Here is a 24,295-nt window from a genome sequence, read left to right as displayed (position 1 = left end):
AATATAATTACAGGAACTCGCCACCAGGGCGACCTGCTATTTTTCTCGTCTTAAGAGCCGAACGCTTTCTATGATAATATCTCCGGGAGCTTTTCCAGGGAACCGGATAAAAAGATCATGTTGACCAGATACCGGGCTCAAACTGGCAGTGTGCAAGAGGCGCCCACCAGGCTTCACCTGCACCACTGCAATCTGCCTGCCTTTCTCCAGGTCGTCTGTCAGCAGTTCCAACTGGCCACCCTGGGTAGCATGGCCCGCTATTTCGACTGTCTTTGCTTCGCCGGCAGCTCCAAAATCCACTCCTGATATCATCAGCCATCCACCGTGTACGGAAGTATTACTAACGCCCATACCCTCCCCTCGTTTTATTTTGCTGATACCATAATAATTGTTGCTTCCTATAGCCGGCAGTGGAGAGAATCCATCTTTACAAACAAAAAAGTGGAAGTCAACCGGGCCTCTTTCTGCAAACAGCCCGATACTGGTGCCCACCCAGCTGTTAAAATCGGGTTGCGCTTTGTCGATGGGCACGGCACTCACCGGCGCGCCCACCTGTTGCCAGCTTTTACCATCTGTACTATAGAAGCCGGTTAACAGGTGTTCAACCCTTTGCAGTTTTAGCCAAACATCTTTCCTGTTGGGGTAAGGCAATTCTCTCAGGGCGGTATCTAATTGAAATACAATACGTGGATTTTTCCCGGAAGTATAATAAAGGCGGGCCACCACGCTCTGCTTCCCATTAGTAAGATAGATACCTCCCTGCGCTTCGGCATTACTGTTACTCATCTGCAACTGCGTGACGGCAGCATAATAATGATCTGTTTCCTTTTGCAGCAGGTGTATTCGCCCTGTATCCGGGGATAAGCGGATCCATCCTTTGCGTTGCGACAACGAATACGCTGCGGCTGCAGGTTTTGTTAGAAAATGCCACCAGGGGCCCAGGCTGTCGGTGTCAAAACGATCTGTATATACACTGCGCCAGGGGGTGTTATTATTATCCAGTGCTGGCTTCAGTACAGGGCTACTAACCGGTGCTGCTCCCCAGGGGCGGTCGCCTTCCCACAATACCCGGTAAAGTGATGTTTGCCGTCCCATACCAGACCAGTCATCATTACCATGCTTTTCATAACTCTGCCCGATGGTCCACCAGGTACCATCTGCCAGCCGTACGGGCGCAGCAATATGATTGGGACGCGGGAACCTGTTGTTGGGGTCTGTAATAGGTTGGAAAAAATCGCCCAGCCGTTCCCATTTGGAGGAATCGGCTGTTAACTCCTTTGTTCGCAAAACATACTGGCCGCCCGATACGTCACCGGCAGGAAAATAATAATAGTAGCCATTCCGCTTACACATTACCGGTCCTTCTGCCCAGCTGTACTGCAATTTCGCATTCACCCAATCCAGGTTGATCACCGAGTCGGTGAGCTGTCCATCCTGTCCGAGTGCCTGCAGCCTGTTTACCTTTTGCCCGTTTTTTATCACCATATAAGGCTTACCATCATCATCTACAAAAATGGAGTTGTCATAGCCGAGTGGTCCCGTCTGTGCATTCTCCTTTACCTGTGTGGGAGCAGACCATGGCCCTGCCGGAGATGACGCCTTCGAAAACCATTGGCCGTGTGAGGAAAAATAAATCCAATAAACGCCATAAAAATAAGTGATGGCCCCCTGCCAAACGCCAGCACCAGGGCGGTCTGTTACTATATTGGTACTTGCCGGTGACAATACACGGCCAATCACTTTCCAATGTACCAGGTCGGTAGAATGATAAATGGGGAGATAGGGATTAAAATGGAAAGAAGAGCCACAATGATAAAAATCGTTTCCTACCTTCAACAACGTAGGATCTGGGTGGTCGCCAGGCAAAACCGGGTTCACATAAGTAGCAACCGAGGTATAAAAATGGGCAGCCGCCGCTTCCTCTTCCGGCGATGAATTAAATGATGACGCAGCGCTACTTTGCTGGGCAAGCCCGTTTTGTATCGTCAAAGTGAAACCTGCAACGACAAGAATCAATACTCTTAAAAACATCTGGCAAATATTTTTTGTGCATGCAAAGTAATCAGCCTTCCACTCAACCAACTGCCACAAATGTTGAAATGAGGAGTAAAAATGTTCTGCCGCGGCCATATACAGCACAAAAAAACTCCGCCAGTTAAATACCGGCGGAGTTGACGATCGTTTTATGATAAGATTTTACAGGTAATTATTGATGATATTTTCAATGTACTCTTGTCTGCCGCTCGTTACTGCAGGCTCTCCATGAGCCACCGCATATGCGCGCAAGCTTTCCAGGGTAGCCTGTCCGGCTTCAAAAGTTTTTGCAGCTTCCCCATCGAAAGACGCGTAGCGGTCCTGGCGGATTTTTCTATAAGCACTTTTCTCCAGGATGGCATCTGCGGTGATAAGGGCACGTGCGAAACTGTCTACCCCACCGATATGAGCGTAGAAGAGATCGGCCGGATCGGTGGAATTTCTCCTGATCTTTGCATCGAAGTTAATACCGCCTCCTTTAAAGCCACCGCCTTCCAGGATAATCAACATGGCTTCGGTAAGTTCATTGAGGTTGGTAGGGAACTGGTCGGTATCCCAGCCATTCTGGTAGTCTCCCCTGTTGGCATCAATGCTTCCCAGCAAACCGGCATCAATTGCTACCTGCAGTTCGTGCTGGAAGGTATGTCCTGCTAAAGTAGCATGGTTCACCTCGAGGTTGAGCTTAAAGTCATTCAACAGATCGTATTGACGGAGGAAGCCGATCACCGTTTCCGCATCATAGTCATACTGATGCTTGGTAGGCTCACAAGGTTTCGGTTCGATAAAGAAAGTGCCGGTAAAGCCATTCTTCCGCGCATAATCTCTTGATGCCTGCAGGAACCTGGCCAGGTGCTCTTTCTCCCGCTTCATATTGGTATTCAAAAGACTCATGTATCCTTCGCGGCCGCCCCAGAACACATAATTTTCTCCTCCCAGGGCTATCGTAGCGTCGAGGGCTGCTTTCACCTGGGCGGCTGCATGGGTCAGTACATGAAAATCCGGGTTGGTGGCTGCACCATTCATATAGCGGCGATGACTGAACAGGTTGGCAGTACCCCATAATAATTTAACACCGCTTTCTTCCTGCTTCTGTTTCAGGTATTGCGTCAGCGTTTGCAGGCGCTTTTCGTTTTCCTCAATGTTATTGGTATAATCCACTACGTCAACATCGTGGAAGCAATAATAAGGCAGACCAAGCTTGGTGATCATTTCAAAAGCAGCATCTGCTTTGTCTTTTGCCCGCTCAACCGGATCAGCATTTTTATCCCACTCAAACAGGTGTGTAGCTTCGCCAAAAGGATCAGCGCCGGTGCCATTAAAAGAATGCCAGTAAGCAACCGCAAAACGCAACCACTCTTTCATAGACTTGCCTGCTACTACTTTGTTTTCATCATACCAGCGATAAGCCAGGGGATTGTCTGTACGTGGACCTTCATACTGAATAGCGGGAATGCCGCTAAAAAACTCCTTCTTTCCGGTAACTATTTTCATATACGTGATTTATTTTTAGGCAAATATTGCCTGAATTTAAAAAGTTGGCAACCGCTATTTTTGAAATAAAATATGCTATCTTATCAATAATGAGTGATATTTACCATTTTATATGATAAAATGAGCTATCTGCCGGGAAAATGAAAACAATTCTTCAAAAAATCACCAATGATGCCAGCCAGAGCTTTGCCTGCCGGGTTTATCAAACACCGCAGTTTGAAACCAACTGGCATAAGCATGTTGAGTATGAGCTGATCCTAATTCTGAAGGGGCACGGCACCGCTATGATAGGAGATTATGTATGTGATTATTCCGTTAACGACCTGTTTTTCCTGGCCGGCAACCTGCCGCATTGGTTCAGGAAAAATCACCCTAAAATGACAGGCGCCGCCCTGGTGGTTCATTTCACCAATGATTGCTGGGGAGAGGGACTGCTACAGATGGCCGAAATGAAGGCAATACAATCCTTACTGCAAAAAAACAATGGGATACAACTGGAAAAAAACCTGAAAAAAGAGGTAATGGAAAGTATGCAACTGATGCATCACAAAAAAGGATTTGAAAAACTCATGCTACTATTGCAGTGCCTTCAAAAAATAGGCCTTTCCAAACAATATAAAATACTCACGGAAGATTTTACCGATACCAGCAACGTGGTAAATCCCGTCATCGAAAAAGTCATCGATTTCTCTTTTAAACACTACCAGGAAAAAGTTACTCTGAAGCAGGTGGCAGCCATCGCTAACATGAGTATACCTAACTTCTGCCGCTTTTTTAAGAAGAATATCAAAAAAACCTATTTTGATTTCCTGAGAGACCTGCGGATAAGTCATGCCTGCAAATTGCTTACTTCCGGTAACCAGCCAATATTGGATATTTGCTATGAAAGTGGCTATAAAAGCTGGGCACATTTCAGTAAACAATTCACGGAAGTAAAGCAGCAAACACCCAGTCAATACCGTAAAACATACTTACTTTAAACCTGCCGGTCTTAGCGGCTTATTTCAGCCAGCCCCAACACGACATAATGACAGCCGAGTTTAAATAATAAACCGCGGGACAATTCAGACTCTTTGGTAACTGGCTCCCTATGAAGCCTCGAAGAAATAGGATACAAAAAGCTCCTGGCCTCAACAAATCTTTTAATAGAAATTTCGCTATCTTAATCACAATATGCCATTATTTAAAAAGAAACGGCCCTAAAAAAGGGGTTTAGCCTGAAAATATCTTCCAAAAAACACGGGCTGTAACATTCCTCCCCATAATCTGTAACATTCGGGGGCCCTATTGTAAAGAACATCTTTGTAGTTTCACTTCAGCTTATCGAGAGAGAGATTTCCAGTTATGAAAAATTGAGAGAAAGATTTCCAGTTATGAAAAACCCACAATTGCCATTAACCTTCCGGGGCGTCCGCCGCGTGATGCCACGCTGTCAGGATTCTCATGAATTTCGGTTTTCCATTCCCAATTACAAAGGCCCTTCGAAGGAAATGGGGACGGCGTCGCTATATTCAATATGTACTCAATCAATATATAAATATGAAATCATCCAAAACGACTCACTTACGATTGTAGCTGCTATGTACACCCTATTACTTCCTTTCGAAAGTGACGATGCCTTTGTTAAAGCAAGGGTTACCAGATAGGATCACTGCAGCTCCAGCCTAAGGAGCTTTCATTACTGACAAAACACCCACAGTACCGTTGCTGCCGATGAGGTGGCGCCCCGGACGGGCTTTCTATGCGATAAAGCGAACAACCAATCTTGTCGCCTTTGCCTTTTCCGGCTTGATTTACTTAAAACACTTAACCTTTATGAAAACAAAACTACTGCAACCATTTAACCACAGGGCAATGTTACCCTTTGTTCGCGGATTTTTTATGTCGGATAAAGTGCGTCCGCTGTTCAGGCCAAAGGCACTTGCCATCCTCTGTTTACTCTCCCTGGGTACGGCGTTTCCAGCCTATCAAGTGAATGCACAAACCACCGGCTATGTCTGGAAAAACGCGCCTATTGGCGGTGGCGGATTTGTAACGGGCATTATTACCCACAAAACCTCCGGCGACAGGTATTGCCGGACGGACGTAGGCGGCGCTTACCGCTGGGATGCGGCGAATAACAAATGGATTCAACTGCTCGACTGGCTTAACGAATCTGAAAATGGCTTTATTGGCGTGGAAGCCTTAGCACTGGACCCTCAGAATGCCAATAATGTTTATATGCTCTGCGGGACCTCCTATATCAACGGCGGAAGGACAGCCATATTGAAATCTACCGACAAAGGAAATACGTTCACCTATACCGACGTTACGGCTAAATTTAAAGCGCATGGAAATGGCAACGGACGTGGAAACGGAGAACGCCTTGCTGTAGATCCCAAAAACAGTAACATACTATTCTGCGGAACCAGGGCTAACGGGTTATGGAAAAGTACGGATGGCGGCGTTACCTGGAACCTGGCCTGGAATGGCGTTACTACTACTACCAATGAAAACGGGATATGTTTTGTCGTTTATGATCCTTCCAGTAACGTTGTGGGCGGGGCTACCCAAACCATTTACATAGGCGTTTCCCGTACCGGCAGCGGGAATCTCTATAAGAGCACGGATGGAGGAGCTACCTTTACCGACATTTCCGCCACTACTGGCTTTATGCCGCACCGCGCAGCGCTGCAGGGAACTACCATGTATGTTACCTATTCGGATGACGCAGGCCCGCAATCCGGTGGCGGCAATGGAAAGCTATATAAGCTCAACACCGCTACCGGCGTGTGGACAAACGTTACCCCCGTTTCTTCGAAGGATTATCCATACGGGGGAGTGAGTATCGACCCAACGAATGTTAACCGGGTAATCGTTTCTACTTGTGGCATGTATTGGAACAACCAGTTTGGTACCGGCTGGGGAGACTTTATTTTCCTCTCTACTGATGGCGGAGCCACCTGGACCCTTAAAAACGGTACAAATGCCACCTATGACAGCAACGGGATGGCGTGGACCAACGGTGGCGCCGTTAACTGGATGGACTGTATCGAGTTTGACCAATCCAATCTTTCAAAAGTGCGGGTCATCGGCGGAGGAGGTGTTTACACCTGTTCTGATATCACCGCCGCAAATCCTTCCTGGAAATATGACGTGATCGGGCTTGAAGAAACAGCGTTGCTCGACGGCGTCAGCATTCCCGGAGGCTCCTTTATTTCTTCCTTTGGAGATGTAACGGGCTTTGTACATGAGCCCCTGACGTCCTATCCGGCCAAAAGATTAACTCCCACAGATGGTAACAACCAAAGCATTGCGTATGCGGCGGGCAACACCAATAAAGTGGTCAGAGCTTCCAACGGAGGCAACGTTGTTTATTATTCGAACGACAAAGGTGCCACCTGGACGGGGGTTGCTACCAATAAGGGCTCCCAGGGAAAGGTGGCCGTCAGCGCCGACGGAGGAACGATACTGCATTGCCCCGGAGGTTCCACCACCACCTACTATACTACGAATAATGGAGCCAGCTGGTCTGCCTGTTCGGGTGTATCCCTCGGCGACGCTGCCCCCGTTGCCGACCAGGTAAATTCGAATTATTTTTATATATACCAACCCTCCAGCGGACAGTTGTTGAGGAGCTCCAATAAAGGCATCAGTTTTTCTGTAGCAGGTACGCCAGGTGCGTCAACGGCAAATTATCCATGGGAAGCCGCCCAGATCCGGACCGTGCCAGGCCTGGAAGGGCATGTGTGGGTACCTCTCGGCCGTAATGGATTAAAATACTCCACCAACTACGGAACCGCCTACACGACTGTTGCCAATGTAACTTATTGTAAAACCATTGGTATAGGAAAGGCAATGCCCGGATCGGGCTATCCTACTGTTTTCATCTGGGGCACCGTGTCTGGAGTGACCGGCCTTTTCAGATCAACAGACCAGGGCGCTACCTGGGCCAGGATAAATGATGATGCCCACCAGTTCGCGGGCGCGCCCTTGCTGATAGGAGATATGAACATTGCCGGCAGGGTATATATGAGCGCCGGCGGAGGAAGAGGTTTAATCTATTGGGATCCATCTGCCTGTACACCTACTGCCATTACCCCATACGTACAGGTTAATGGCGGAAACTGGCAGCAAACAGCCAATGCAGCTGTAGCCGCCGGCAGCAGCGTACAGTTTGGCCCTCAGCCCACACAGGGAGGATCATGGAGCTGGAGCGGGCCGAATAATTTTAGTGCCACTACGCGGGAAGTATTCTTTTCAAATATCCAGGCCAACCAGGCAGGAAACTATGTGGCTACGTATACCAATAGCGGAGGATGCCAAAGCACACAGACATTTAACATCACCATGACCAGCTCGTTGCTGCAGGCAAAGATTAACACTAATGCCGATGCTGTTAGCCTGTATCCGAATCCTGCAAGTACGGGCAGGTTTACGATTCTTCTTCCGGAAATTTCCGAAAACACAGTCGTAAGAATTTATGATAACCAGGGCAAAATACTTTACGAAAAGATAGCCCGTAGCGGCAACAAAATAGAGATCAATTCACGGCTTAGCGCGGGATTCTACCTGGTCACCATCAATTCGAAAACATTTAACTTTACGAAGAAGCTAATCGTCCAGTAACAACTATTCACCGGTTCCTGGGAATGCATCCCGCGAAGTATTCCCAGGAACTATTACTGCCGCAGCCGAACCCGTACAGTTGTGGTTACAGCAATATTAGCAGCAGCAGCTATCCCCATCAGCGCCGGTCTTCCGGTTGACCAATGAACGGTTCCCAGCCGTTCCCATCTAATCCCATCGTACGACCCGAAACCTGCTATTTTGTTACCTGACCGGGTAACTTTCAACCAGTAAGATCCTGTTAAACGGCCATAGGTTACTGCAGGCACCCTCAGTAGTTGCTTAGTCATAACAGTTGTTGCCGCCGCGGAATTTCGCCGTTGAATTAACTGCATCATCCACCCCGGCGCTTCAATTTCCTTTGTTTTACCCGGGTAAAGCATCCATGCTGCAAAATGGCTGTCTGGCTGCAGATCAACTCTAATCATCAGGCCCACCGTCGTAAATTGAGAACTGGGTTGCGGGCACACCTGGATAATCATCTCGTCCTTCTTCTTTAACTCCCTGTAGGTATAATTTACAGCAGCCGGTAAACTATCGGTAAACATTCCCCCGGCATCTATTCTAACCAGGTCGCCATCGTACTGTGCATGGCCAGGCGCCCCGGTATTTCCAATATCATTGTTGCGCCACCCTTTGGGAAGCCCGCCGCCAGCAAGAGAAACCGGTAAAGACTCCTTAGATACGCTTCCATCCCGGATGCCGGCAACAGTGTAGTAATACACAACTCCCTTTTTCATACTGCTGTCGCTAAAGAAATTTCCGTTAGCAACGCCCATCTTTATATACGGACCTTCTTTGTTTTCCGCGCGTTTAACAACATAGGACGAAATGCCATGAAGCCCTACCCACGTCAGCATACTGGCGTCGGCTTTGGCCGTCAATACCAAACCGGCGGGTCTTTCCTCAGAGAGGTTAAGCGATTCCATTTTGTCGATTGCCGGATCAATAGTGTAAAATAAAGTGCCATAGCCCGGATGATCTGCGCCGGGAATTCCAGGGCCTTCCGGCCTTAGCCTATCCGCGGCTGCTTTTGTAAATGGCGCCTCCAGCCCCATTCTGTGCACATAGTGGTTATACACCTGTTCATATACCGCGCGCAGGTTGCCCCTCGCCATTTCAGAGGGATGGGTATGATAGTATTTACCGGTGCGGTCGAGCATAGGTGTATAAGGGATATCGTTATAACCTAAGTTATACCTGGCTGTATATTCAAACCCCTTGAGCAAGCGGTTATTAGCATAGGCATAAAGATTTAATCCCTGGTGCCAGGCCATTTCACAGCACTCTGCCAGCATACCTATTCCAAGTTGCGTATGTGCCTGATCCCGTCCGGTTTCCTGCACCTGGCCTGCATCGTTGATAATATAATGGGTAAGGCTGCCATTGCCCCAACCATTTACATAATAGCGAACAGCCTTCTCGAAAATTTCATGGTCATCACAAAAAATCCCTATAGCCATCACCGTCTTTAGTGCCGCATCATCCCAGTTGCCGTTTGCAAAAGGTGCAAACTCAGCAAGAACAGGATAGATCACCCGGCGAAAATGTTGTGCTGTGCGCTTTACAGCCGCATCAGGCCAACCCGCACCGCTGTGTCTTATAATTTCTGCCGCATTCACCATTTTAAAGGGACCAAGGCCGGCCATCAGCACCGCATCTCTCCCTGTTACTAATTGTAATGTATCGCTCCATGCATCAATAATACGTATCGCTGTTTGCGCGTAACGCATATCGCCTGTGATGGCCCACATCAGGGCATTCTGATAAGCGGCATTGGCATCACTGTCATAATCCACCTGCCCCCGGGTAGGGTTTCTTCCCACTTCTTTCAGAGGTCCTTTCAGCTGGTAATCATAATGAGAGGAAGGGCTTTTTTGAAAAACGAGGAAGCCTTCGTATATCGGTGACCGTTGCCGCGCAACCGCGGCGCTCATCCTTTGCAAATCGGCTTTGCTATGCAGCAGACCCGGGTGCGCAAAAGCAGGCGCCTGGGCAGACGATGAAATTACCATCCCCCAAAAAAATAAAAACAATAGCGGTAAAATATACGTTCTACTCATGATTGCCTGGTCTGAAAATGAATGCCTGTCCGCCTTTAGCTGATAGCTTAAGCGGCAACTTATCCCTGCTGCTGAGCTGTATGGTTCTCTTCCGGATAGATTGGTTGCCGTCATCTTCATAAACAGTTACCGTGTATGGAACGCCGGTCCGGAGAAAAGACAGCTCCAGCACCGCCTGCCAGTCCTGCAAACCCGCAGCGCACCCCAGGTACCAGGTATCTCCTTTCCTTCTTGCCACTGCTATGCCTTTTCCGATATCTCCTGCCAGGTAATGCGATTCATTCCACGTAGTAGGAACATAGTCATAAAATTCTATCTCGCTGTCATTCGTATAATCATTAGGTTGACCATACCAAAATATTGCCTGCAGCGGGCTGTAATAAACCACGCTTAGTGCCAGCTGCTGTGCTTTTGAAACTTTGATATTCTTTGAAAAAGTGTTTTTAGGGTTGGGGAAACAATAAGTAAAATCCGCAGCGCCGGCAAAGTAACGGGTAAATGGCAGCGTGGTATTATGAAATGCGTCGGGGCTGTTTTCATCTCCCCGGATACCTTCCTGTGTCAGCAGGGCAGGATAGGTTCTACTCAGGCCGGTGGGTTTATAATTGTCGTGAATGTTCAGTATAAAGCCGTACTGCTGTACTTTTTTAATAGCCTGTGACAACCAGGTAAGGCCCGATTGTGTAAGCCCGTCCACAAAACCGAATTTAAGGCCTGCCACTCCCCACTGTTTATACAGTGGAAGAATAGTATCCAGTTTAGCTTTCAGCCCTATATAATTTACGTAAAGGACAACGCCGATATGGTGTTCTTTTCCATACGCTATCACCCTTGGCAAGTCAATGGCCGGGATTACCTGACCAGGATCAGATGATGACCGAAACTCAGCGCCATACCAGCCGGCATCAAACATAATATATTGAAAATGGTGCTTTACGGCAAAATCGATGCAGTCGAGACCACTCTGCGTGTTCAACTGCGCGCGGATAAGTTTGCCTCCTTTAACCCACGACCAATCGCCTGGCGTGGGAGCATCTGCCAGTTTTAAACTCAACGTACGGCAATGAGCCAACGCAATGGCGGAACCAGCCACACTCAGGGTTCTCCAGGGTGTTTCAATGTTGTTGTAAAACCGTACAGCCGTATCCCGTGGAAACTTTATTACCAGGGTATTTCCATTTGCACCACGAACCAATTCCGCTTTCGTATAGTCCAGGTTTACAGCCTCCCCTACCTGGCAATAATTTCCGTTCGATTTAATAGTCACCGGCAAATCCGTCGTAGTGCTGAAAGTATCTACTCGTGTTGGTGTAAAAACGGATTCCTGGTTGTATTGATAGATGAGCGGAGAAGACGGGAATGCAAAAGTGGTGAACTCCCGGAGTTCATGTGGCACTGCGCCACCGGCAGCAACGGTGTAACGGAATGCCACGCTGCTGTCCATTACCCGGAAATCTATAGTCACAGAAAGGCCGGCAGTAGTCTTCAGACGCAATCTCGCCTGCTGATAAATACTATGAAGCGAATCCTGTTCTCCCAGGGGACTTGCAAAAGAGTCATGATGCAGTACCGGTTTATCATAGCGGGTAATTTCAGCATTGCTTAAAGAAACGCCATCAACGGCTATATCAAGTGCTGACCAGCCAGTGATTCTTTTACCTTTGAAAGATAGCTGATAGCCTGGTTTTCCACCGGGAGCGCTTACTGCCAAAACAGTGGTGTTGCCGGGAGACGATATGGAATATATCTTTTGCGCGGAAAGCAGCCCACACTGCAATAGGCATGTGAAGCTCAATACGCCCAGTGACTTCAATCCAAAAAACATTTTACTCATTTCCAATTTTTATCGGTTAATAAATTACGGGGCCAGAAAGCCTTGTACGGACTGCTGCCTAAAGCTACTCTGTTCTCCTGAACACCAGGCTGTCCACGAACTCGCCTACGAACATCCTTGCCATATCGGCAGTTTTATACCAACCTGGTTTTCCGCTCATGTTATCAGCCATCAGCGTACCGTTGATATTCAGATTTTCGAATACCACATTACGGATCCTGCGATCTTCGCTGTAACCGGTGATAACAGATAGTTCAGGGTTGTTGCCATGGTAGGTTACATTTTTAAACAGTATATTTTCTATTCCCCTGCCGGGCGCCGTACAGTACTTCTTATTAAACGGAATCTGCAGGTGTACCAACTGTCCGCATCTGATATTCTCTACGCGGATATTCTCAAAGGATATGTCTCTTACCAGGTTATTGTCACCCGCATTAATGGCCATGCAGCCCTGGTAATCCACCTGCCTTTCCTGGTGCTCCAGGATATCGATATCGATATAATGTACATTTTCGATCGTATCCGGGTGCGGAGTATTGCCATGGATGCCGATGTGTATAGGATGTGCCACATCTGCCCAGAGCGTGGAATGTTGCATGGTAATATTTCGGCATCCGCCGGTAAAACCTTTTCGGGTAGCATACACTGTGGTACAGTCATCCGAATTGCGGCAGAACACACCATCGTACAAAACATTATTGCTGGCAAACACGTTCATGCCGTCGCCCCATTTATAAGAACTGATGCTTTTTACATTTCTGACGGCAACGCTGTCCGAGCCGCCTATGGGGCATTGCGTAAGTACAATACCTTCCAGCAATATATTTCTTGCATGCGAAATGCTAACGCCTTCCCGTCCGGGTGATTCAATAATACCCCGGCCTGTTATCTTCACATCTCTCACACTATCTACTATAAAATGGCCCTTTACCACCGCCCCACCGGCGAGGTATACGCTTTTGCCGGAGGCTATGTTCAGGGCCCCGCCTTTAAGTACATGGAAACCCGGCCCGAAATATATTACCTGCGCATCTTTCGGGTCCGGGATAATGGTTTGTATAGGATTGGCAAACAAATGGAGATTATGAAATTTATCACCATTTATTTCTATAGAGAGATTTTTCGGGTGAAGAAGATGGAAGTAAACCGTATTGTTCACTATCTTATGATGAATACCATATGAAAGCGGCCGTATTACCGCCTGGGTAACCTTCTCCCTGTTGCTGGAAACAGCCACTTCTACCTTGCCCGAAAAATCAAAGGCTGCCATAGAAGCATTTTCTACCTGGTGGTTCACGCCTCTTACCTCGTCGACCTTTACATTATACTCGTACAGGTCCTGCCACCGGCCTCCGGGGAGACGTACTTTCACCGTAAAATCGCCATTGTGTACAGCGTTCCCCGATTCCTTCCCGGGAAAGGGGTAAACCGTCAATTGCGGTGGCTGCGCCATACATATTGCTGAAAACAACACCCCTGTAATAATACCAGTTAGTTTGGTCAATGCCCAATCGAAATTCATCCGTGTGAAATTTATTATGTAAATACCAGCCAGGCAAGCTTTTAATGTATTATGCAGGATTGCGCGGCTTCATTTCCAGCCGCGCAATAGCTGAATTAACGGCTGCCGTAGAACTCTATTTCGGAGATATTACAGTTGCCGGCTGGTGAATAATAATAGATATAGCGATACCTGTTAGTAACAGCAACTGTTGCTTCGGTGTACGTACCAGAAGGGGGCGCGGTAGCAATCGTATACAGCACCACGTAGTCGGATAATGACGAATCATTGGCCCCTCGTATCTGGCCACCAACCATCTTCCCCGCACTGCCATTCCTTGGCGCATAACGTATCGATTTCAGGACAGCTGATTTCCCTTCTCCCATATCGTATCCAACATAACCGGTGGCAGAGGGCGCATCCACATAGGTATTAAGATTGCCATCTACTGCGGCGGTAATTACTGTTGCCGGGTTATTTGACCAGGAACCTGAATGCCCAAACAGTGTACCTGTAAGCTTTTCAGCATTTACCAACAGGTATTGTCCCAGCAGGCGCTGCCCATCAACCACCAGGGCTACCGTTCCCGGGGGAGCATCCGGGACCTGAAATTTTACCTGGTCTGCCGCAACGCTCACCACCGCAGCTTCCTTGGCGCCCACGAATACATGTACCAGGGACTTATCTGTTCCGAAATTGCTCCCAGTCAGGGTGATCTCGTCTCCCACCGCGGCTTTATTGCTGCTCATAGATACCAAACGGGCGCCAGGTTTAAAAGTGAACACCTGTGGTATTGAATCCCGCTTGCCAAATATTTCAACAGTGATGATGCCGGTAATGCCTTTGGCGGGCGCCTGCACTACAATTTTATTATTGGTAACACTTCTCACCGTATCTGCCCGTACATTGCCAAAATATACCCTTACCGCACCTACCACTTCTCCAAAGTCCTGTCCTGTTATGGTTACATCGCCTAATGGATATCCCTGCTTTGGTAAAAAGTCCTTTACTATGGGAGCCGGATAATTGAATTCCCTGAATTGGGCATCTTTCTCACAGGAAGAAAGGAAGCTGCCTGTGACCAGGAGCAGTCCTGGCAGCAGCAGGCTGCTGAAAATATTTCTAGTTGTCATAAAAGGTCAGTTGATAATGAAATGAAAACTTTTAATACCCCGGATTTTGCAGCAGGTTCTTATTCAAAATCATCTGCGATGTGGGGATTGGGTACAGGTAGTGTTTTTTTGCCACGCTGTTATTCCGGGAGCTACCCACCACTACACATTTCAGCATACCTGCCGGTGTTGCCGCCGTTTCTTCTCCGAAAACAAAGCTGGAAGGCTTATACGCCGCCGTAGGATTGCCTGCCGCATCTTTGAATGGCGTTTCATAGGATGCATCCCCCACTACCCTGCCAAGCCTGGATGGATTCAATGATGCCTCCAATATGCCCCAGCGCTTCAGGTCATCGAAACGTTTGCCTTCGCGATACAGCTCCACGGTACGTTCTCGCCTGATTTCCTCTTTCATCACCAGGCCATTTGCCGCTGCCAGCGCATTGGTCAGATGCGCTACGCCAGCACGGTCGCGGAGCTTATTTATCGAAGCGTCCAGCTGTGCATCAGACATATTACCATTCAATTCTACCAATGCCTCTGCGTAGGTCAGGTATACCTCTGCCAGGCGGATAACTGGCCAGTTAGCGGATTCTGTACGGTCAATCCTGCGGCTGCCAAAACCATATACGCCATACTTGCTGTTGCCATAGCCACCAAACCCAAGACCGCCATAGTCGAGCGTTACAGTAGAAGGCGCCGTCGTTGATGCGTACAGGTAGTTCAGCAGACGTAAGTCCCTGTTCTCAAATTCGGAGGTGGTGGTATGATATCCCTGGAACAGGGGGGATTTGGCGGGTGGCAATCCATCCGTGCACACTGCCATATCCACAAACTTTCTGCTGGGATACAACTGTGAGACAGTCCATGATATATTGATGCCGGATTGCCTCAGCGTATAGTCATACACTGTATAAAGAATAAATTCCTTGTTGCTTTGCTTGTTATAGCCACCGGGATTACTTCCTTCATCTTCCAGGTTAAATAAATACCAGGAACTTAAACTGGCCATTTTGGTATCGCTGTTTTTGTTCCACAGCTCATATCCGCCATTGTCCATCACCTGCTCACAAAGGTTCACGGCATCTTTCAGGTACTTGCTGCCATTGGCAGGATCATATCCCGTCGTACCGGCGCCGCTGCTGCTGCCATCGCCATCCGTCGACTGACCCACATATCTTTCCCAGGTGGCTTCATACAATTCTACCTGTGCCTTGAACGCCATGGCAGCCCATTTGCTGATTCTACCCTTGTCTACCGCGCCAATATTCTGTTCTGTCGGCAATCCCGCAATGGCGAGATCGAGATCGGCCAATACCTGGGCCACTACCTGGTAACGGCTGCTACGCTTATTATACAGCTCGGGCGATTCTACACCCAGTACCGTTGTTACCAGCGGTACCCCGCCATAGGTTTTAAGGAGGTTGAAGTAAGCGAACGCACGGAAGAAATAGGCTTCTGATACGTACTGACTGATGTCGCCGGTACCGGTGTATGCCGCCGCCTTTGATAACAGGATGTTGCAGCTGCGTATGCCATCGTAGCTCCAGTTTGTGCTGCCCACTGCGATGGTGCCGGTACCGATATCGCTGCCATTACCATTGGAATTGGCGGAGATGTCAGACCCGTTATCCATAGAGCCGAAGCTCCAGCGGGGCATCTGGCCGTATAACCCCGTGGCGAAATCTTTGAAATCAGATGGCTTCTTAAAGTACGCTGCATCGGTAAACTGTGCATTGGGATTCAGGTCAATAAAACTCTTCTGGCAGGCCACCATGGCAAGGCAGAGGCCTCCTATGATAATATTGTTAAGTATCGTTTTCATGAATTCAGTTTTTGGCAAGTTGCCGTTATGATGATAAATGCCCTATAATCCCAGGTTTAACCCAAAGGACCAGGTTCTTCCAAATGGATAACCACTGTTGATGGACGATTCTCCCATTTCAGGGTCAAAACCGTCTTTGATAGAAGTCCATTCCCAGAGGTCATTACCGGAGAAGTATACACGAACCCTGTTGAGTCTTGCTTTTTCGGTCCATCGTTGCGGCAATGTGTAACCCAGGATCAACGATTTCAGGCGGATATAACGGTTGTTTTGCAGCATGAAATCATTATAGCCATAATTCCAGTTGGCGCGGGCTCCGTTGGTGGTCAGGCGTGGATATATGGCATCTGTATGACTGGTTGTCCAGGTTTTTCCAAGGAATGACGGATTCTGGTTGGTCCATATGGCTGCAAAAGGATAAGACATATACCCATCCCGCATGATGTTTTGCTTCCATTGTCCCTGGAAAGTGGTGAACAAATCGAAGCCTTTCCAGGATGCGCCCAGGTTAAGGCCGAAGGTGAAATGGGGAGTACCATCGCCGGCATATACGAGTGAGCTTTTTTCATTCCCGATGTTGGTAATATTCTTTGTGCCGGCTACATCTACTTTTTTAGTATCTCCCGGACGTAGCGCCACCGCCTGGTTGTTTTGTGGCAGACCGGCCAACAATGTACTGCCGCCATAGGTAGCATAGTAGGCGTCTACCTCTGCCTGATCCCGGAAGTATCCGTTGGTTTTGTAAACGAACCACGACTGGTAGGGATACCCATTCACGATATCATTACGTCCGGCGTTATAGCTGTCGCGTCCCTGTACTCCGCTCACTGCTGTACGGGTATTGCTGATATTAAATGAAGCGTTGTAGCTGAAGTCTTTCTTTGAATCTTTCCAGGCGAGTATGAACTCCCAGCCTTTGGTTTTGAACCTGCCGCTGTTCGTCTTCGGTGCAGCGCCGCCCAACACGGAAGGATAGGTTACATCCACCAGCATACCGATATTTTCTTTAACGAAATAGTCGAAGTTGGTAGACAGCTTGTTGGAGAAGAGATTCAGGTCCACCCCAATATTCTGCTGCTTTACTTTTTCCCAGGTCCTGTTATAGCTGATCAGGCCATTATTATTCAGGCTTGTTCCCTGTTGCTGTGTGGCGGGTGATCCCAGTACGGCGGTACCGATATTGACGGTAGACAGGTAGTCGAATGCCCCCAGCCCGGATGCTTCATTTCCGGTAGTACCGTAGGTGGCGCGTACCTTACCGAAACTAACAACAGAATGGAGGTTTTCCATGAATGCCTCGTTGGTAAACACCCATCCCAACTGCAGGGTTCCAAAGTTCTTGAACTTATATCCGGAGGCGAACCTGGAATTACCATCTCTTCTTCCCACCAATTCTACCAGGTATTTCTCCTTGTAATCATAATTCAACCGGCCGAGATAAGAGTAGCGGCCATTCAGGCTTTTGGATCCTGCGTTCGTTTGCGTGGTGGTAGATGCGAGGCTGATATCGTACACGCCCATATCGGTAAAGCCTACACGCTGTGCCGATACCCATTGTGAGTTATTTTTTTCGGCATTGATGCCCGCCATGGCGGCAAGATGATGATTCGATGCGAGCGTTTTATTGTAGCGCAACAATCCTGAATAGTACTGATACATCCCTTGCCAGGCATAGGTATAGTAAACATTATTGGTGCCGCCGGTATTAAGACCGATACTGGTAGGTACATTGTACCAATTATATAACTGCACCGGCAGTACGTAGCGTTCCTGGTTAAACCTTTCGTTCTGGAGGGAGGCTAATCCTTCTAGCGACAGGTCATTAGTGATCTGGTAAGTTGCTTTCACGTCTACCCGACCTGTCAGGGAATTTTTGTTGCTTCTTCCGCCGGCGGAAGTCATGGCTGCTGCATTCCTGTTAGCGCCTGCATCCACCCCATTGAAAGTCGCGAACCAATTGCCATAGGGATTTTTAGCCGGATAGAAAGGCATATCGTAGGCATAGAGCGTATTATCCAATCCTACGGCTGGTTCGCTCGTTTTAGCATCGATCAGGCTGATATTAGTTTCCAGCTTCAGGTATTTTGTCAGGTTGTAATCGTAGTTAAACCTGGCATTGTACTGTTTCTGGCCATCGTAAGCGGTAGCGAGATTACCCTTATTATCTGCATAACCAAAGGACAGGCGGTAGGAAGATTTCTCCGAGCTGTTGGAAAGACTTAAATTATGCTGATAAGAATAACGGGGTGCAAACATTTCCTTTATCCTGTTGGCGTTATAGATGTAAAAGTCGGTACCGTACAAAGGGTATGCGCCTTCAATGCCCTGCTGCATTTTCTTCAGGGTTTCCTCACTTCCCCATACCCACCAGTTAGGCATGGTTTCTTCCTTATTTGCCTCCAGCCACATGGTAGCATATTCCTGCATGCTGGGAGAATAGCCGGTGATGCCATTCGTAACAAAGCGCATATTGCCGTTGTAGTCTACTTTAAGTTTACCATGGCCCCTTTTGGTGGTTACAAGAATAACCCCATTGGCTGCACGGGAACCGTAAATGGCGGCAGATGCGTCTTTTAGTACGGATATGCTTTCGATATCGTCCGGGTTGAGGTTCTGAAAGGAGTAGGCATTGAGAACGGGAACACCGTCCACTACAATCAGGGGGTCGCTGCCATTTACAGAGGAAGCGCCGCGGATACGGAGGGCAATACCTTCGTTGCCGGGACGGGGAGAACTCCTGGTAACGATCAGTCCCGGCGTTTGCCCCTGCAAGGCTAACGCCACATTGGTAACAGCCCGGCTTTCAAAGGTTTTTCCGGACACCTGTTCTACCGCGCCCGTGAGCGTCGCCTTTTTCTGTTTGGCATAACCCACCACTACCACCTCGCTCATATTCCCGGATGGCTTTAGCCTGATATCCAGGACGCCCGTGGTAATGGATACTTCCTGTTTCTCAAAATTCAGATAGCTTACCACCAGGGTGGTATACGGAGCAGCAGCAGGCAGGGAAAAAAAGCCGTTTTTATCGGCAGTTGCTCCCTGGTTGGAACCCTTCAGGATGATAGTAGCCCCTATCAGCGGTTCCCCTGTTTCGGCGCTTACAACCTTGCCGGAAATAGTTTTGATTGGTTTACCGGAAACGGTGATGGTTGGTTTTACCTGGGCCGACAGGAGATTGGCAGATGAAAGCAATAGCAATGTCCCGAGGAATCCGGCGCATGTTGGTAATAGTCTGTTTTTACGCATACCAGTTTTTTTAGTGGCGTTGAACGTGGATAATAAATCTTCAATACAGTTTATTCACTGACAAATAATCAAGGATAATCGACTCGTCGATCATTCATAAAACATAGAATGGTTGTCATAACGTGTCATTAAATTTTTGATTGATAAATACCGCTGGCCAGTATGCAAAGTAAACAACAACACCCCCCAACTATAAGGGGGAGTAATCGCATAAAAAGGGGGGTGAAGTGTGAATTTTATGGAGGATTACCCCTCCCCCGGCGGATTTGCACGGAGGAGGGCAAGAGGTTAACACATTTGACGATCAGACTTTCTTCCTGCCTGACTCCTTTTTCCGTGTCTCTATTTTTTCCAGCTTGTATTTATCTTCGAATACCTTCCGGTAACGCCTGATGTACCCGGAAGGGTTCATACCAAATACCTTATTAAACTGTTCCCGGAAGTACTTAACATCATTAATACCCACCTGGAAACCTATTTCATTGACATTGAGACTTGTATTGATCATTAGTTCAGCAGCTTTTCTCAGGCGTATGAAGCGGACAAATCCTCTCAGTGACTCCCCGGATACCAACCGGATCTTTTTATATACCGAAGAATAGCTCATCCCAATTTCCCTCGCCAATACTTTAATATTGAACTCGTCATTGTCCAGATTTGCTTCTACAATAGCAATACATTTTTCTACGAACTCTTTATACTGGCCTGAAACTTTAAAATCGTTCTTACGGAGCGTTACTTCATTCAGGAAATAGTTACGCAGATTGTCTCTTGTTTGCAGCACGCTATGCACCGTTGCTATCAGCAGTTCCTTTTCAAATGGCTTGGTAATATAATAGTCACTGCCTACTTCAGCACTTGCCAACTTCCCTTCTTCTGCTGAGGAGCCGGTAAGCAGGATAACCGGGATATGGTTCAACAGTGTATTTTGTTTGATTTCTTTACATAGTTCCAGGCCCGACATCGTTTCCATCCTGATATCACTGATCACCACATCTGGCAACATAGCCATCGCTTTTTCCAATCCCTCTTTTCCATTACTGGCTTCTTCAATATTAAAAGCTGACCGGAACATGCCTGAAATGTATTGACGTATCTGTGCATCGTCATCTACGATCAGCATAGTTTGCCTGGAGGTAATTATGGTGCTGATCACTTCTTCCTCCGGCTCTTCCGGCGAAATGTCCTCCAGCTTCTCTGCTGTCATAGCTTTCAGGAAGCTGGTTTTATCAGCTGGAGCACTATCAGAGGGTTCCTCGCTCAATTGATCAGTACCACACGGTAAAGCAACGGTAAACAAGGTACCTCCTCCTTCCCTGCTTTCAAAGCTCACTATCCCCTGGTGCAGCTCCATGAACTTTTTCACCAGGTACAGCCCAATGCCAAATCCCGGCTTCTCTGCAGATCCGCTCTCTTCGGACCTATAAAACTTTTCAAATATATGGTTACCGGTTCCTTCGGGTATGCCACACCCGGTATCTGCTATAGTTACTGCTACCTGGTTGCCGGCGCTATACAGCTTCATAGCAATACTGCCGCCGGCAGGCGTATATTTAAAGGCATTCGATAACAGGTTGAAAAGAATTATCTCCAGCTTTTCCCGGTCGCCGGTAATCCATACTTCCTCCTGGCTGCTATCAAATGAATATATCAGGCCACCCGACTGTGCCTGCGATTCAAACGACTGAAACACATCCCGGCATAATTCGGTGAAATTGACACGAGCTGGCTTCAACTTATCTATATCACTGTCTGCCCGCCTGAACAGCAGCAACTGATCCAGCAAACGCAGCAAGCGGCGTGCATTGCGGTATATGGTGGTAAGCTCCCGCCGGTGCTTTCCATCAGGGTCCTGTTCCAGCATCAGGTCTTTCACCGGGTTGATGATCAGGGTAAGCGGCGTACGGAATTCATGTGATACGTTGGTAAAAAAAGCGATCTTTTTTTCGTTGAGCTCCCTTTCTTTTTCGGTATTCAGGTTGGCAAGTGCAACTTCATACCTGAGCCGGCGTTGCTTTGTCTGGTACGTGATGTAAACTGCCGCCAGGGCTATGACGATAAACAGGTATAACAAATACGCCCACCAGGAGGCATACCAGGGAGACAACACTATGATTGTCAGGCTGATCTCATTATCTATCCATTGTCCTTCAGCATTGGTGCTTTTTACCCGGAATGTGTACTGCCCTGCAGCGAGGTGTGTGTAGGTGGCTGTTCTTGTATTGCCGGTATAGTTCCAGTTTTTATCCCATCCCTCCATATAATAAGCGTAGGAAATTTTTTCGGCGGTAGAATAATCCAGGGCAGTAAAATCGAAGGTTAAAACGGCCTCTCGGTAGGGCACTTTGATTTTTCTAATGTCGTCGCCCTGCTGTTCTTCAATATACCCTGTCCGTTGTCCGATAGGCATATTATTAATATGAATATCAGTGAACAGCATTTTAAGTTTTCCTCTAGACGCCAGGATATTGGATGGCCGGAAGATGTTGAGGCCTTTGATACCGCCAAACATTAATTCACCGGATTGCAGCTGCAGCGCGGCATTATAGTTAAATTGGTTACTGGAAAGCCCATCTCCCTGGTAGAAATTCGTAAAAATTTTCCTGCGGGTATTAAACCTGGAGATGCCGTAAAAAGTACTTATCCAGAGGTCGCCTGTTTCATCCTCCAGGATATTGAGCACCGCATTGTTACATAGCCCTTCTGCCGTTGTATAGCGCTCCAGTATTTTGCCCTGTGTGCGGTCAAACAGCAGCAATCCTCCACCTTCTGTGCCAACCCAGAAGCGGCCGTTGCGGTCTTCATGAATGGCTCTCACCGGGTTACCAAGCGGATAAAATATATCGTTATGATGCTGCGGGTCAATTTTTATCAGGCTGCGAAGGTTCCCTGCCCATAGCTGCCCGGAACTGTCTTCTTTCATCGTGAAGAGGTCCGTCAGCTTGTCGTCGGCCAGCTTAAACGTGTCCTGCTGTCTGTCGTATTGATACAGTGCGCCTTTAGATAACGCTCCTCTGCCGAAAGTGCCGGCCCATAAGGTATTATGGCTATCTTCATACAGCAGGTACACGGTTTTGCTCTCCTTTTGGCTGCTGTTATATACCAGGCTGTAATGCCGGAAAGTATTTGTTTTCCTGTCAAACCGGTTGATTCCTCCCCAGAAAGTAGACACCCAGATGTGCTGCTCATTGTCGCATCGTACATTTGTGACGAAATTATCACTAAGAGATGCCGGTACACCAGGCTGATGGCTAAAATTGGTGAACTGTGCGTTTTTCCTTTGCCACCTGCTTATTCCCCCTCCGTCTGTACCTACCCAAACCGTACCATCCTTCTCTTCACAAAATGCATAAATAAAATTGCTTACCAGGCTATTGCTGTTCAATGGATCGTGCAACACCGATTGAAATCTATCCTTTTTCGGATCTATAATATTGACCCCGCCTCTCAGTGTCCCAATCCATTTGCGGCCATCGGTATCTTCATAAATTGCACTTACAGAGGCGCTGGCGAGGGTATTGTTACTATTGCCGGCAGGAATACTCTCCACCGGGGTTCCGTCTTCCGTACGAATAATATTTATACCGCCGCCATTCGTGGCTATCCAAAGCCTTCTGTGTTTGTCCAGGTATAAGCCCAATACTTTGTTATACGACAACTTCCCGTTCTCTTCCGTAAACGATTCCTGGTATTGATTGGAGGATACTGAATATTTTAACAATCCATTGGGCGTACCTATCCATAGCAGATCCCTGTCGGACCTGATGCAATCTGCTGTTGCGAAAGTGCCGTTTACCAGGTTTACCACGGAAGCATTTTTGTTCAGCCGGCACAGCCCTCTGCCCTGTACAAAGCACCACACGTCCCCATTGCCGGCAATCTCAATGCTGCCTGCGTCATAGGATGTGAGGCGCTGACTGCCGATAGATAGCGGCAACTGCACGGCGGTATAGGTGCCCGCAGGGCAAAACAACAAGCCCAGGTTCTCGGTTCCAATCAACATATTTCCTTTTCCATCTCTCTTTATATCCCGTACCACAGCAGCTACCCGCTCTAATCTGGTAGTCCCTGCCACCCGGTATTGCACACTGCTGAACTTCCCGGAAACATTATCATAGATATTAATTCCCTGCCTGGTACCAATCCATAGTTTGTACTGTAAATCTTCGTTGATCGTAAAAACCCAGTTATTTACAAGGGAACTGCTGTCGTTGAACCTGTTCCGGAATACTTTGAATACATTGCCATCATACCGGTTCAGACCATCATAGGTACCGAACCACATAAACCCTTTATGGTCCTGAAACACACAACGGACCGCATTATTTGACAACCCCTGTTCTATACCCAGGTATGAAATTACATAATAGCGGTTGTCGCCAGCGGCGAATCCCGGCACGTGGAACGCTGTCCCCCAAAATAGCAGACAGCACATTACAAGTTTTCTCATCCCGTGAAATTAAAATACTACATTGCTTTGGTTGACCGGCTGAATTACGAGTTTACCCCCCTGTTCTTTGCTACAATTTACTCCGGGAAATACAAGTGTCGAGGGGGGGTATTCTGATAATTCAGGGTGTA

General features: G+C 47.8%; 11 protein-coding genes. 2 read left to right on the top strand and 9 right to left on the bottom strand.

What is annotated here, in order from left to right:
- Positions 1-36: 36 nt before the first annotated feature.
- Both HGH90_RS25690 and xylA read right to left on the bottom strand, forming a co-directional pair.
- A complete protein-coding gene (locus tag HGH90_RS25690) occupies positions 37-2,031 on the bottom strand; it encodes a family 43 glycosylhydrolase (RefSeq protein WP_169192195.1) in 1,995 nt (664 codons plus the stop codon).
- A gap of 165 nt (positions 2,032-2,196) precedes the next feature.
- Positions 2,197-3,525, bottom strand: a complete 1,329-nt coding sequence (gene xylA, locus HGH90_RS25685; RefSeq protein ID WP_169192194.1) for a xylose isomerase — start codon at positions 3,523-3,525, stop codon at positions 2,197-2,199.
- Positions 3,526-3,665: 140 nt separating this feature from the next.
- Between xylA and HGH90_RS25680 the strand changes: the two genes are divergently transcribed.
- Both HGH90_RS25680 and HGH90_RS25675 read left to right on the top strand, forming a co-directional pair.
- A complete protein-coding gene (locus HGH90_RS25680; RefSeq protein ID WP_169192193.1) occupies positions 3,666-4,505 on the top strand; it encodes an AraC family transcriptional regulator in 840 nt (279 codons plus the stop codon).
- 835 nt (positions 4,506-5,340) lie between these two features.
- Positions 5,341-8,133 (top strand): T9SS type A sorting domain-containing protein, encoded by a 2,793-nt coding sequence (locus HGH90_RS25675; RefSeq protein ID WP_169192192.1) that lies wholly within the window; start codon positions 5,341-5,343, stop codon positions 8,131-8,133.
- A 53-nt stretch (positions 8,134-8,186) separates the two neighbouring features.
- Here HGH90_RS25675 and HGH90_RS25670 read toward each other — a convergent pair whose 3' ends face one another.
- The 7 genes from HGH90_RS25670 to HGH90_RS25640 form a co-directional block, all read right to left on the bottom strand.
- Positions 8,187-10,196: an alginate lyase family protein gene (locus HGH90_RS25670; protein ID WP_169192191.1), complete on the bottom strand. Its 2,010-nt coding sequence runs from the start codon at positions 10,194-10,196 to the stop codon at positions 8,187-8,189.
- Entirely contained in the window at positions 10,189-12,030 is a 1,842-nt protein-coding gene (locus HGH90_RS25665; RefSeq protein WP_169192190.1) for a glycoside hydrolase family 97 protein, read from the bottom strand. The genes HGH90_RS25670 and HGH90_RS25665 overlap by 8 nt, the downstream gene beginning before the upstream one ends.
- A 64-nt stretch (positions 12,031-12,094) precedes the next feature.
- Positions 12,095-13,552 carry a glycosyl hydrolase family 28 protein gene (locus HGH90_RS25660; RefSeq protein WP_248277064.1) on the bottom strand — a complete coding sequence of 486 codons (1,458 nt, stop codon included), beginning with the start codon at positions 13,550-13,552 and terminating at the stop codon, positions 12,095-12,097.
- 95 nt (positions 13,553-13,647) lie between these two features.
- Entirely contained in the window at positions 13,648-14,664 is a 1,017-nt protein-coding gene (locus HGH90_RS25655; protein WP_169192189.1) for an IPT/TIG domain-containing protein, read from the bottom strand.
- Positions 14,665-14,695: 31 nt separating this feature from the next.
- Positions 14,696-16,468 (bottom strand): RagB/SusD family nutrient uptake outer membrane protein, encoded by a 1,773-nt coding sequence (locus tag HGH90_RS25650; protein WP_169192188.1) that lies wholly within the window; start codon positions 16,466-16,468, stop codon positions 14,696-14,698.
- A gap of 42 nt (positions 16,469-16,510) precedes the next feature.
- Complete coding sequence (locus HGH90_RS25645; RefSeq protein WP_169192187.1) at positions 16,511-19,714, bottom strand: SusC/RagA family TonB-linked outer membrane protein; 3,204 nt, start codon at positions 19,712-19,714, stop codon at positions 16,511-16,513.
- A gap of 304 nt (positions 19,715-20,018) precedes the next feature.
- Positions 20,019-24,164, bottom strand: coding sequence for a hybrid sensor histidine kinase/response regulator transcription factor (locus tag HGH90_RS25640; protein ID WP_169192186.1), 4,146 nt, complete (start codon positions 24,162-24,164; stop codon positions 20,019-20,021).
- Between the last annotated feature and the right edge of the window lie 131 nt (positions 24,165-24,295).

The sequence above is a fragment of the Chitinophaga sp. Ak27 genome (genome assembly GCF_012726295.1).
Taxonomy (GTDB): Bacteria; Bacteroidota; Bacteroidia; order Chitinophagales; family Chitinophagaceae; genus Chitinophaga.
Note: the sequence above shows the minus strand (reverse complement) of the source record. Positions and strands in the feature narration are given on the sequence as shown.